7 protein-coding genes and 1 pseudogene are annotated in these 13,387 nt (G+C 69.4%); 5 read left to right on the top strand and 3 right to left on the bottom strand.

The genetic code is table 11. The features are described from left to right. Positions 1-909 precede the first annotated feature (909 nt). From CHC05_RS37550 to CHC05_RS42910, 3 genes are all read left to right on the top strand, one after another. A complete protein-coding gene (locus CHC05_RS37550; protein WP_425426907.1) occupies positions 910-2,205 on the top strand; it encodes a ParA family protein in 1,296 nt (431 codons plus the stop codon). Then, on the top strand, positions 2,202-3,326 hold the full coding sequence (locus CHC05_RS37545; protein WP_089255417.1) for a ParB/RepB/Spo0J family partition protein: 1,125 nt from the start codon (positions 2,202-2,204) through the stop codon (positions 3,324-3,326). The genes CHC05_RS37550 and CHC05_RS37545 overlap by 4 nt, the downstream gene beginning before the upstream one ends. Positions 3,327-3,561: 235 nt before the next feature. Then, positions 3,562-4,536, top strand: coding sequence for a hypothetical protein (locus CHC05_RS42910; protein WP_245871421.1), 975 nt, complete (start codon positions 3,562-3,564; stop codon positions 4,534-4,536). A 3,299-nt stretch (positions 4,537-7,835) separates the two neighbouring features. Here CHC05_RS42910 and CHC05_RS37535 read toward each other — a convergent pair. Continuing rightward, positions 7,836-8,433 (bottom strand): annotated as a pseudogene (locus CHC05_RS37535) (leucine zipper domain-containing protein). Between the two features lie 1,082 nt (positions 8,434-9,515). Here CHC05_RS37535 and CHC05_RS37530 point away from each other — a divergent pair. Next, a complete protein-coding gene (locus tag CHC05_RS37530; protein WP_218824803.1) occupies positions 9,516-10,025 on the top strand; it encodes a GNAT family N-acetyltransferase in 510 nt (169 codons plus the stop codon). On the opposite strand, the gene CHC05_RS37525 is transcribed toward CHC05_RS37530, so the two are convergent. Both CHC05_RS37525 and CHC05_RS37520 read right to left on the bottom strand, forming a co-directional pair. Continuing rightward, on the bottom strand, positions 10,018-10,980 hold the full coding sequence (locus tag CHC05_RS37525) for a D-alanine--D-alanine ligase family protein (RefSeq protein WP_089255415.1): 963 nt from the start codon (positions 10,978-10,980) through the stop codon (positions 10,018-10,020). The genes CHC05_RS37530 and CHC05_RS37525 overlap by 8 nt on opposite strands. Positions 10,981-10,988: 8 nt before the next feature. After that, positions 10,989-12,305, bottom strand: a complete 1,317-nt coding sequence (locus CHC05_RS37520) for an aminotransferase-like domain-containing protein (protein WP_089255414.1) — start codon at positions 12,303-12,305, stop codon at positions 10,989-10,991. A gap of 265 nt (positions 12,306-12,570) precedes the next feature. On the opposite strand from CHC05_RS37520, the gene CHC05_RS37515 reads away from it, so the two are divergent. Next, positions 12,571-13,227, top strand: a complete 657-nt coding sequence (locus CHC05_RS37515) for a GNAT family N-acetyltransferase (RefSeq protein ID WP_089255413.1) — start codon at positions 12,571-12,573, stop codon at positions 13,225-13,227. The last annotated feature ends 160 nt before the right edge of the window (positions 13,228-13,387 follow it).

The raw sequence follows: 13,387 nt of genomic DNA, 5'->3' as shown, positions 1-13,387 counted from the left end.
AGGGGCGCGACCGAAGATCGCGCGGACCGCACTGAGGTGAACACGGGCGAACCGACCCCGTCCGACACCAAGCGGCGTGGCGCACGCGCCGAGCGGTCGAGCGCCGACAGCGTCTCGGCTCGTCCTGAGGCAGGCGAGCTGAGGGGATCGAGTAAGGGCAGAGGATCGCGCGAGTCGAGTCGAGGTTCTGCGGTGTCTGGTTCGGTTATGCGGGGCGGTGAGCCGGGGCGGAACGACTACCGGCACACATCGGGCGGGGCTGGTCGTAAGGCGGCTGAATACGTGGATCGGGCTAACGAGGCAAACCAGGAAGAGCTGACGGGTCGGCGAGCCAATGCGGCGCCGACAGCTATGCAACCCGGTACGCGAGGGGACCAACCGGCCGCGCCGGACATGCGTAGAAAGCCCAGGAATCAGCCACCAGGCGAGCTCGGCGGTCGCTCGCCCAGGCCAAACACCAAGGTTCCGCGTCCGGCCCCGAATGCGGACGTTGACGAGGCAAAGGACCTCGACGCGGAAGGCCCGGAGGAGGCCGGAAAGACCACCAATCGGCGCGGTGGCGTGTCAGGTTCCCGTCGCGTCCCGGTAGGTGGCACAGGCTGGCCGCCGGTTGCCACGCCACGTCGGGGTGGCTACCTGCGACTCGTTGACGGGTTCCTGGTGTTTGTCCCTCCACACTCGGGTACCGAAACCATCGACGGGCCGAACAGCCGTGGCCCCGAGCGGAGTTCGGCCGTAGGCTGGCCGCGCGGCAATAGTGCGGAACGCGTGGAGGGACCCCACTCCCCTGCGCCGGCCGACCAGGAACACAGTGCCTCGTCTGGGCCGGCCGGAGCGATGTCGCCGCCATACGCGATCACCTCGAGCTTCGGCGAAGCCGATACACCCCGAGCGGACAGGGACGACACCGTGCATGACAACGGCAACCACGACCCCGGCGCGACGGCGCCTCATGTTTCACGTGAAACCGGGCCCGATGGTTGGGCCGTAGGTAGGCGGGCCCCGGTCCCCGACCCCCGAGTCGCGAATGGACAGTCAGAACCGGTCGCCAGCGCAACGGACGGGTCCGGGTCTGCAACGCGAGTCCCTCTCGCCGTACCATTCTCTAGCCCGGAGAGTGGTGGCAACGCCGCGCTTCCAGGTCGGCCCGACGTGGCTGAGCGCTACCCGGCTCCGGCCCCCCGCCCGCAGCCGACACCTAGCACGGATCGGGTCGATGTTGCCCCGCCCCGGCCTGCCCAGCCTCGGACGGACGCACCCACCGTGGCACCCGAGGCGACCCCGGAGGAAGCGGTGACCGACGCGTACGTTTCACGTGAAACCCCGACGCGCGAAGAGGACGACCCACCGTTGGCCATGGAGGCACTGCGCGCCGTGCAGATCCTGAACCCGAGCGGCGTGGTCACCATGCCGCGCCCGGATCACACCAGGATCATGTGCGTCGCCAACCAGAAGGGTGGCGTGGGTAAGACCACGACCACCGTCAACCTCGCCGTCGCGCTCGCGCTGCACGGCAACCGCGTCCTGGTCGTCGACCTCGACCCGCAGGGCAACGCGTCAACCGGCCTGAACGTGCCGCACCACGCGGGCATTCCAGACGTGTACGACTGCCTGATCGACAACGTGCCACTCTCGGACGTCGCCCAGGCGGTCGAGGGCATCCCGAACCTCTGGTGCGTACCCGCGACCATTGATCTTGCCGGTGCCGAGATCGAGCTTGTCTCAGTGGTCGCGCGTGAGTCCCGCCTGTCGCGGGCGATCGCCGCGCACCCGGACACCTTCGACTACGTCTTCATCGACTGCCCGCCGTCCCTCGGCCTGTTGACGGTCAATGCGCTCGTCGCGGCCCAGGAGGTGCTGATCCCGATTCAGTGCGAGTACTACGCGCTGGAAGGGCTCAACCAGCTGATCAACAACATCAACCTGGTACGCCAGCACCTCAACCCGACGCTCGACGTCTCGACCATCCTGCTGACCATGTACGACCGCCGTACCCGTCTCGCCGACGCCGTCGAACAGGACGTGCGTAACCACTTCGGCGACAAGGTCCTGCGCGCGGTCATCCCCCGCAACGTCCGGGTCTCCGAGGCGCCGAGCTATGGCCAGTCGGTCATGACCTACGATCCGGGGTCGCGAGGCGCCACCAGCTATTTCGAGGCGGCCCAGGAGATCGCTGAGCATGGCGTCAAGGGAGGCAAGGCATGAAGAACCGTCCGCGGGGCGGTCTTGGACGGGGGTTGGGCGCCCTGATCCCCACCGCGCCGGCACCGGCGTCGTCGGTGGCGGTCGCCCCACCCCCGGCGGCGCCCGAGGCACCGGCGGCATCGCCTGCGCCGCCCGTCGTCAGTTCGCCGCCAGCGCCCGCGCAGGTGTCCGCTCCCCCGGCCGACGAGCCTGCGGCGCCCGTACCCGCTGAGGTTCCTGAGGCCGCGCCGGTCGCCGAGGCCGTCGTTTCGGTGCCGTCCGAGACCGATCCCGAGTCGGAGCTCGCTCCGGTCCCTGGCGCGCGGTTCGCCGAACTGCCCGTCGACGCGATCGTGCCCAACGCGCGTCAGCCGCGGTCGGTTTTCGACGACGAGGCGCTCGACGAGCTCAAGATCTCGATCCAGGAGGTCGGCTTCCTGCAGCCGATCGTGGTGCGCGAGACGGACGAGAGCGGCCGGTACGAGCTCGTCATGGGCGAGCGCCGGTGGCGGGCCGCCCAGGCTGTCGGGCGTACGACCATTCCCGCGATCGTGCGCGACACGCGGGATGACGCCATGTTGCGGGACGCCCTGCTGGAGAACATCCACCGGGCCAACCTGAACCCGCTCGAAGAGGCGGCCGCGTACCAGCAACTGCTCGACGAGTTCGGCGCGACGCATGAGGAACTGGCGCGGCGGATCGGCCGGAGCCGCCCCCAGATCTCGAACACGATTCGGTTGCTCAACCTGCCGGCGGTCGTACAACGTCGGGTTGCTGCCGGTGTTCTCTCGGCCGGGCACGCGCGTGCGTTGCTCGGTCTCGACGACGCCGACGCCCAGGAACAGCTCGCGCACCGTGTCGTGGCGGAGGGGCTGTCGGTGCGGGCCACCGAGGAGCTGGTGACTCTTGCGCTCGCCGACGGCCCGGCCAAGTCGGCTTCGCCGGCGAAGCGGCGCGTGCGGGCGGTTGCGCCCGCGCTCACCGATCTGGCTGACCGGCTGTCGGATCGCTTCGACACGCGCGTCAAGGTCGAGCTGGGCCGCAACAAGGGCAAGATCTCGATCGAGTTCGCCACGGTCGACGACCTGGAGCGCATCGTCGGGATCATTGGCATGACCGAGGAGCCTCCCTCGGAGGAGTAGCCGCCACTCGGCGCGACGGCCGCGAACCCCACTCGGGTTCGCGGCCGTTTCACGTGAAACCCCGATTCGCGGGGCCAGAAGTTTTACACAGGCGTTGTCCACAGGCACCCCTCCGAAAGAGCGAAACCCCGTGTCGGAGGGGTTGTGGGCCTGTGGATGAACAAGTGGAGTGAAGGCCTCGACCGCCCGAAATGGGGAAGGACGGCGGCCCGCATCCTCCGATAGGGTCACCCTCGTGCCTCACTCCGCCGACTCGGTCCCCGCATACACCAAGTGGCCTTCATTCCCGTTCGAGGGCGATCTGCGCGTCAAGAGCCTTGCCGACCCCGTCGACGCCGAGCCCCGGCGAAAGGGCGAAGACGCAGCCGACTGCGTCGCCTGCAACACCCCGGACGACGCCTACATCTGGGTGAGTGAACGCTGGCGGGTACGCGCGATGGAGCGGCCGACCGGCCTGCCCATGGTGCTCATCCTGGAAGCCCGATCCCACCTCGACCTCGGCGACCTCCCGAACCTTCTCGCGGCCGAGCTCGGAGTGATGACGGTCCGCCTCGAGCGCGCGGTCCGATCGCTCGACGGCGTGGCCCGGGTGCACGTGAACCGCTGGGGCGACGGCTCAGCCCACCTGCACATGTGGTTCCTGGCGCGGCCGTACGGGCAGCTTCAGCTCCGCGGGACGTTCCTCTCGCTGTGGGACGACATCCTGCCGCCCATCGCGGAGTCGGTATGGCGCGAGAACCTGGCGCTGGTGGCAGCCTGGCTCGCCGAGTTCGGCGGCACCGCGATCGCCGAGCCGCCCCACATCGAGTGGCAGGCGCCGTCCAGCCTGACCCCACAGGCGACGACCCCGACCGCGGTCGCTGCGGCCGCTGAAACGGTCGTGGAGCCGCTGTCGGTCGCGATCGCCGAGGCGCCGGAGGGGACGGCCGGGGTGGCGCCGGCTCCCGACGCTCCGAAGGTCGCCCCGTCGTTCGACCGCGCTAAGGCTGCCGCTGCCCCCGCTGCTCCGGTCGCGCCCCAGTCGGCGCCCGCCGCCGGATCGCCCGCGGACGCTCAGGGGGCTCCCGCTGGGACGGCCCGCCCTGCGCTTGTCGGCGACGCGAAGAGCACATTGGCCGGTGGTGGTGAGGCGGTCGCGGTGGCCGAGACGGCCGAGCGGAAACCGGCCCCGGTGGTCGTAGCCGGCGCGACGAAGCCCACGAAGCCGTAGCTTCCCGCAACACGAACACCTGAGCGCACTGGGTCCTCACGACCCAGTGCGCTCATTGTTTCCGTGAAACATCGGGCCTGCCCTCCGGAGAGCGGCAGTGCCTATGTCACTGATGGGCGTTCGCTGGATGGGCCACATATCCGACCTGGCCGCGGGTTCGAACATGTGGCGGGCGCGTTCCCCCGACCTGGTGGCCGCGCCCGTGCTCGGAACGGGCGACAGCAGGGGTGAAGGACGGCGATTCCGCGAGACGTTCGTCGGCGAGCGCCAGCAGCCTGGCGAACGGGTGTCCAGGAACCCGGAGGAGAGTGGCCCGGACGACCCGTATCACGGGGGATCTCCTACGCGGACTCCGCTGCGTCTGAGCCCGAGACTGTCGTCGAGCCCGGCGACGGCGAGCGCACGGCGGCCGTGGACCCTGACGCGACCCTGAGTCCGGTCGTGCACCCGCGTCATGCTGCCGGCCGAGGGTTCGAACGTCGCAGCGGGCGCAATTCGCCGGACCTGGTGGCCGCGCCCGCGTCGGGACGGGGCGACAGCAATGTGTGAAGGACGGCGATTTCGCGAGGTGTGCGTCGGGGAGCGCCAGCATCGTGGCGACCTGGCGCTGTTGGTATTCGCTGGGACGCAGCGGCCCCGACTTCCGCCGTGTTGAGGGTCGCGCGACGGTCGGCTGCTGCAACCGCGTCCGGTCAGGTGGCGCGTATGGCGTTGGCGTGTGAGCGGTGGTGGATGTCCGCGCGTCAGGCGGGCAGCTCGTGCCGGCGGGGTGGGCGTGGCGCGCCACCAGTGGCCCACCACTCGTAGCCTGACCGCCTCACCGCCAACCCATGCCGTGACGCGGCCGCAGCGCTGTCCGCGCATGCCTCGCGCTCGTCGCCGGTGAGTGAAGCTCGATGCGGCACCGAACCCCGGCACCCGCTCATCGTGATCTTCTGGTTTCCCGTGAAACATTGGCCACGGGTGAGGTCTGACCACGACGACGAAACCGGCGCCCAACCCTAGACGTCAAGACCGAGGCGTTTGTCGACGTGACAGCACCGAACGCCACTGATGGCTGGCCGACCGCACCCTTAGTGCCGGTAGCGGCTGCTGCCGGCCTGAGCCGTCGATGGCGGAAGACCTGAACGCGTGGGCCCATGTTCCGCCCGCCGAGCGATCACTGGCGCCAGACCGCCACTGGTGGCTCTTGGTTCGTGGTTTCGCGTGAAACACCTGGATCGGATCCGTAGAACCACGCGAGGCACGGTCGCCATTTCGAGTCTGCCGCTCTAGCCGCAGTGCGTTTCACGGGAAACCCTCGGCCGCCAGAGTGGTCAGCGCCAGTTCGCGGCCAGAGGAACAACCACCTCCGTGAACGCCAAAGCCGCGGATCCCGCCGCAGTACCTGACTTTGCCGCCGGTCGAGCGCGCAGGAATCCAGCGTTGACCCGGAGGGTCCGTCCTGGCCCTCGAAGCCGAGGCCCTTCGACGCGACGAATGTGGCCACCCCGCAGTTGAACTGATGCCCATCCCAAGGCGTTGGTTCGTGGGGAACCAAACGCGAAGCGCTCACCGCAGGGCCGGGAGCTCCCGAAGCCGTCGAAGCGTGAGTCGGGACCAAAGCGAAGCTGCCGAGGTGGCACGGACCGGGAGCACCACGAAGCCGACTCGGAGCCCAGCGGGGGTAGGCCCGTCTGCAGGCCCCATCGAAGCCGAGCCGGTCGGCGCTGTGGCACCGAGGTCGGCGTACCCCTGTGTCGTCCTTGAACCCGAGCGACTGCGGCGCCCCAAGTCCGGCCAGGGACTGGCGGGCCATCAGCGGAGGCAGCCCACGATGGCGCGCCGAGGCCTAGATGCAACGACCGGAGTCCGAACAACGCTCTACGCGACGCCGGCATGTTTCACGGGAAACCCAAAGATCGAACTAGCACAACGCCGTTGGCGCCTCGTGGCGAAGAGCCATAACGCCAACGGGGCTTTACCCGCTGACGCCCCCTCGACCTTGCCCACCTCCTGTCGCCACCGTTGGCCCCCGTTGACCACCGGCGGATGGCTTGGAAGCCCGAGCGGGTTACGACTGCGGACTACAGGCTTAATCCGCCGTCAATCCCACCGCGCCCTCGCAGCCGACCCGTCCAGCACGGCCCACCACGTCTCGGGCCGCCGCGGGCCAATGTCCGCCAAGTACCGAACCAGCGCAAGGCTCAGCCCGGCAGCAGGCGCACTACGACCTAGCCCGCAAGCCGGGCGGCGACCCGGCCGGCGACGGGTCACCTGCGAGCACGACGCGGGCGTTCTCGCCGCTGCTAGGACGGTGCAGCCGCCCGCCCAGTTACGCAGCGCTGCCCGTCGCCGATCCCGTCCAACGCCGAGCACGGGAAGGCCCTAAAGCGTCAGATGGTCAGGCCTGCGCCGGCTGGCGGCCCAAGCCCGCGCAGCCCGGCACCGCCGTCAACGCCCCGTCCCGCCGCCACGGGCGACCCCCCAACCGCCCACACCGTCCAACCGACAGCCGCGCCCAGCACACCCAGCACGTGCCGGCCTAACCACTCACGCCGTGCAGCGGTCAGCGCCGCCTGCACCGCCCGCACGGGGGCGAGCAGTGGCAAGGGGGTCGGACGCCTGTGAGACCACTCCTCCCCACGATGCGCAGATCCAGGAAGCGTTCGAAGAGGCAGGCACCCGGCTGAGCGGATCGCTTGTCGCGACGCGAATTGCGGACCAGGCCACGGGCCGAGCCACCGCGTTCCCTCGCAATGCTTCGTTTCCGTGACACCTGACCCGCTTCACCAAGATTGAGGTGGTTCACGTCCGCCGCTGTAGCTCGGACTGACCAAGGGGGCTTCTTTCGGCGATGCAGACCGGCGGTAAGCGTGCGACAAGACGTCGACCCGGGACGAGACATGCTCCAACTGGGCCGCGACGATCCCTGGTTCGCGCGGCCTGGCGCACTCCAGCGCTCCCCAATATCGGCTGCCACTCTCCCGCTGGGACCTGTGCATGGGTCAGGACCCGGCCCGCTGCATCCCCCGCGCAGGCCTCTCAGGTTTCCCGTGAAACTTGTCGGGTGCGCCGACGTTGCGGCAGTAGAAGGTCGCCGGGCCTCGTGGTGGAGGGGCTGCCGGCTGCGGCCTCTAGCACCGCGTCGGTCGTTCGCCGTGGTCGGCCTGCCGCCGGGGTGCGGCTGCCGGGCGTCCGTGGTGGAGGGGCTGCCGGCTGCGGCCTCTAGCGCCGCGTCGGTCGTTCGCCGTGGTCGGCCTGCCGCCCGGGGTGCGGCTGCCGGGCGTCCGTGGTGGAGGGGCTGCCGGCTGCGGCCTCTAGCTGTTCTGCCCATTGAGGTTGGGGACGCGGCTGGCGGGTGGGTTGCCGGCCAGGGCGGTGTGGGCTCGGTGGTGATTGTAGAAGTGGAGCCAGGTCGGTAGTGCTGCTCGGCGGGCGGCCTCGGAGGTGTAGGCCTTGCCTGTAGGCCCATTCGTCGGTGAGTTTCTTGACGTCGACGTGGATCAGGTCACCGGGGTTCGGGTGTTCGTAGCGGCGGACCGGTTGACGGGTGCCGCGGTCCAGGTGGGCCAGGCGTGGCACGCCGGCGCGGGCCAGGATCTTGTGGGTTGTCGAGGTGGGCAGGCCGAGGCGGCCGGCGATCCGGGCTGGTCCCCACCGGCGGGTCAGGCGTAGGTGCAGGACCTTGCGTTAGGTGGGTGCCGAGGTCCGGGCCGGGCTGTGGTGGGGGCGGCTGGACCGGTCGGCCATGCCCGCTGGGCCGAGCTCGCGGTACCGGTCGGCCCACCGTTTCGCGGTCGTGACCGTGACCTGGAACCGTTCCGCGGCTCGCCGCAACGCCCAGCCGTCATCCACGACACACTGGGCCAGCCGCAGCCGGCCGCGTTCGGTCAACGGTGCGTTAGCGTGGACCACGAGGACCTCCAAGGTGGGCGGGAACTGTCGCAAGCTCCACTCCACCCGGAGGTCCTCACCCTTTCAAGATCTCTTTCATGTCACCAACGTCCGTGGACAGAACATCTAGCGCCGCGTCGGTCGCTCGCCGTCGTCGGCCTGCCGCCCGTGGTGCGGCTGCCGGGCGTCCGTGGTGGAGGGCTGTGTGGCCTGCTGCGGCCTCTAGCCCCCGCGTCACTCGTTCGCCGTCGTCGGGCTGCCGCTTGTCGGGGGGTGCCGGGCGTCCGTGGTGGTGAGCTGTGTTTGCCTGCTGCGGTCTCCAGCACCGCATCGCTCCGTCGTCGGCCTGCCGCCCGTGGCGTGGTTACCGGGCGTCCGTGGTGGACGGCTGCCCGCTACCGCCTCTAGCTCCCGCGTCGCTCGCTCGCCGTCGACGGCCGGCCGCCCATCGCGTGCCTGCCGAGGTTCGGCTGCGGCTGCCATGGACACCCGCGGCGGAGCATCGCGCCCACTCTCAAGCCCCGGGAGGGGCGTTTCGTGCAAAACGCGGTGACTGCGCTGCAGGTCGGGAAGGGGCGTCGCGGCCGTGGTTCGAGCTGAACGCCCCCGTGGCACCAGGTAGCCACACGATCCTGGGTGGGTTCGGTGCTCATGCGGCGCTGGGAGCGTCATCGGAGAGCTAGTTATGCGGCCCGTCAGCTCGCAAGTTCGTTGGGGCCCAACGGCAAACGCACGAGGACGGCGGTAGCGCCGAAACCACGATCAGGCGGGCATTGCCTCCGGCCGGCACCAGGAGCCAGCGCGACAAGCTCCGTTCGCACGGCCCCGCAACGCCTGACCGCACCTCTGACCGGATGCCCAGCCGCGCCGACTCACCCCGTCGACGTCGCCGCTGGAGCGGGTGAACAGGTAGACCACCGCGAGCGGGATGACCCCGACCCGCCGATCGCACACCACCCGCGGACGCTCAGCGGACCCCGGACACCAGCGAACTGTCCGCACGACCCGAGCGTCCCTGCCCCCACCACCCCCACGCGGCAAACCAACCCCACCGAGCGAGAAAGATGTTTCACGTGAAACCAAACCACCCACAGAATGGCTGGGTGCAGATTCGACAGGCACGACGGGACGATCTGACCAACCTGCAGGACATCGAGCGTGCAGCCGGCGAAGCGTTCCGCGAACTCGGCATGCCAGAGGTCGCAGACGACGAACCGCCAACCGTCGAGGAGCTAACGGCCTACTTGGACGCCGGCACAGCCTGGGTCATGACCGTCGACGACGAGGTGGCTGCCTACCTCATCGCAGAGCCGATCGACGGCAACCTGCACATCGAGCAGGTCTCGGTCCACCCGACCCACGCCGGAAAACGCCTCGGGCGCCAACTCATCGAGCACGCAGCCACCGAAGCAAGAACAAACGGCATGCCGGCCCTGACCCTCACCACGTTCCGAGACGTCCCCTGGAACGCGCCGTACTACGAGCGCTGCGGCTTCCACATCATCCCGGACGACGAGCTCACACCAGGGCTAGCAGCCAAGCGCCAGCAAGAAGCCGACCACGGCCTCGATCGCTGGCCCCGAGTAGGCATGCGCCGAGCGACGATCAGCTGAGAGCCGAACGCCCGGCCGCCCGCGAAACCATCGTCGCGAGGACCTTCCCGAAGTCCAACCCGGCAGCCTGGATCGCCATCGGAAGCAGCGATGTCTCCGTCATGCCCGGCGCCACGTTGACCTCGAGCACGTGTGGCGCCCCGGACTCGTCGACGATCAGGTCGACCCGCGACAGATCACGCAGCCCCAGAGCGCTGTGCGCGGCGACCGCGACCGACGCCACCTCCGACGCCACCGACGGGGAAAGCCGCGCCGGCGCGTGCCACGTAGTCAGCCCAGCCGTATAACGCGCCGCGTAGTCATAGACCCCGTTACGCGGAACGATCTCCACGGCCGGCAGCGCCTGCGGACCGTCGCCCAGGTCGATCACCGTGACCGCGACGTCCATCCCGGTCACATAGCGCTCCACGAGCGCGGTCGAGTCATAGGCGAAACACCCGACCATCGCCGCGGGCAGCGCGCTCTCGTCACGCACCACCGCCGCCCCCAGGCCAGAGCCGCCCTGGGCTGGCTTGACCATCAACGGCAGCTGCAACCGCGACGCGATCCGCTCCAGCACCGCGACCGCCCCGAGCTCCGAGAACCGGTCGTGCGGCAGCGCCACCCAATCAGGGGTGGGGATACCAGCTTCCCGCAGCACTGCCTTCGCTGACGGCTTGTCCCACGCCAACCGGGAGGCCAGCGCGTCGCAACCCACATAGGGCACGTCGAACAGGTCGAGCACCCCTCGCAGCGACCCGTCCTCACCGGTCGCACCGTGCAGCGCGATCACCACCGCGTCCGGCGGATCCGACCGCAGCGCCGGCAACAGTGCAACATCAGCATCGCGCTGCTGCGCGTCGATCCCGGCGGCCCGGAGGGCGTCGAGCACCCGCCGGCCGGACTTGAGCGAGACATCCCGCTCGTAGGACAGCCCGCCAGCCAGGACGAGGACGCGCAGATCGGTCGTACCCATGGGTCAGATCATGCCAAGTCTGGGCCGGGAACGTCGGATCCGGCCTGCCCACGGCGGCGATTGGCGACCGCGCTGATCGCGCCGAACACCTGCCGCATCGTTAGGTCCTGCTCCATCACGCCAGCCAGCCGGCGTACGCCCTCACGAATCCGCTCCGGCGACGGGAACGAGAAGTTGAGCCGCATGTTGCCCCCGCCCGTGCCGTCGGCGTAGAAGCCCGTGCCAGGCACGTAGGCCACCCGCGCGGCTATGGCCCGCGGCATCATCGCCTTCGAGTCGAGCCCCGGCGGCAGCGTCGCCCAGACGAACAGGCCACCGCTGGGCCGCGTCCAGGTCGTACCCTCGGGCATCAGATCCGTCAAAGCCTCCAGCAGCGCATCCCGCCGCTCCCGGTAGACCTCGCGGTACGTCTTGATCTGCTCACGCCACGGCATCGTCGACAGGTACGTGGTCACCGCCGCCTGCGCGTACGCGCTGGGGCACAGGATCTGCGACTCGGACGCGATCACCAGCTTCTCGCGCACCGCGTGCGGAGCCAGGATCCAGCCGACCCGCAGCCCGGGCGCGAACGTCTTGGAGAACGTCGAAAGGTAGAAAACCCCCTCGCGCCGCCGGGCCCGCAACGGCAAGGGCGCCTCGCCGTCGAAGGAGAGCTGCCCATAGGGGTCGTCCTCGACCACCAGCAGCCCGGCCCGCTCGCAGATGTCCAACACCTGGTCGCGCCGCGAATCGGTCAGCGTCACGCCGGCCGGGTTCTGATAGGTCGGGATCGTGTAGAGGAACTTCGCCCGCCGCCCGGACCGCGCGACCTCGGCGATCGCCGCCTCCAGAGCGGAGGGAATCAGCCCGTCGTCGTCCATGGCGACGTGCACAACCTGGGCCTGCGCCGACTGGAACGCCCCGAGCGCACCGACATAGGTCGGGCCCTCGGCCAAAACCACGTCGCCGGGGTCGAGAAAGAGCCGGGACACGAGATCGAGGGCCTGCTGGCCCCCGACGGTGACGACGACATCGTCCGGCGAAGCGCCGGAGGAGGCGTCGATGCCGGAGAGCGCCATCACCTCGCAGATCTTCTCGCGAAGCTCGAGGGTGCCCTGCCCGATCCCGTACTGCAGGGTGCTGGTGCCATGATCAGCAGCCAGGCTGCCGAGCATCTCGCCGACCGCGTCGAGCGGCAGTGCGGCGATGTAGGGAGCGCCACCAGCGAGCGAGACGACCTCGGGACGGCTGGCGACGGCGAACAGAGCTCGGATCTCCGATGCCGTCATGCCGCGAACCCGCCGCGCATAGCGGTCGGTATAGTCGTCGAGCGTCGTCCCGGTCATGCCCTACCTCACTTTCGGGCGCTGCGCTGGTTGGTTGATGGTAGACCGCGCACCGACGAGGCACCTTCGGGTTACCGCAGGGCAGTCCATATCGCGGAACCCGAGGCCCCCAGCAGGTCAGACCCCCGGACGCGCGATGTCCGACCTCTCCCCTACCGCCCGGTTCCGGCGTACGATCGCTGGTTGGGGGCAAGGCGGGCCGCACGCGACATCCACCGTGCTCCGAAAGCCGTGATCTGGCAAGCGAGCGGTTCGAGGTTCCGCAATGTCACGTCGTCTGGTCAGCCTGACTCTGGACACCCTGGAAGACCTGCCGCGCCCATGCCGGCAATGCGTCTACTGGGAGTTGGACCCCGTCTCCGCCGAGCGCGCCTGCGCCGCCGGTGACCCCGGCCTGGAGAAGGAGGCCTGGGTCTCGCAGACCCTCCTCGAATGGGGCTCCTGCGGCAAGCTGATCTACGTAGACGGCATGCCGGCCGGCTTCGTCATGTTCGCCCCGCCGGCCTACGTGCCCCGCTCGATGGCGTTCCCGACCTCCCCGGTCTCCGCCGACGCCGCCCTGCTGATGAACGCCCACGTGGTCGCTGCGTTCGCCGGCGGCGGCCTGGGCCGCATGCTCGTCCAGGGAGTGGCCCGCGACCTGGTAAAACGCGGCGTGAAAGCGATCGAGGCGTTCGGCGACGCGAAGTTCGGCGACGCCCCAGAGGAGCCGGGTTGCCTAGCTCCAGTTGATTTCTTCCTGTCCGTCGGCTTTAAGACCGTTCGTCCGCATCCGCGCTACCCGCGCCTACGCCTCGAACTGCGGACCGCGCTCTCGTGGAAGTCCGACGTCGAATACGCCCTGGAAAAACTCCTCGGCTCGATGAGCCCAGAAAACATCCTCCGCCCAGTTCGCCCGGCAACCAGGGCAAGTCAGAGCTGATAACCAAAACAAAGATCAAGGCCAAGGTCAAGATCAAGGCCAAGGTCAAGATGCGGTCCCGGGTCCGTCGGGGGCGCGACCGTTGCTCATTGGGTGATCCTGGTGCTGCCTGGTTGTTGGATGGCCGGGTAGCACCTGGGCCGTTAGATCATCGCCAACC

The sequence above is a fragment of the Asanoa hainanensis genome (genome assembly GCF_900188485.1).
GTDB lineage: Bacteria > Actinomycetota > Actinomycetes > Mycobacteriales > Micromonosporaceae > Asanoa > Asanoa hainanensis.
Note: the sequence above shows the minus strand (reverse complement) of the source record. Positions and strands in the feature narration are given on the sequence as shown.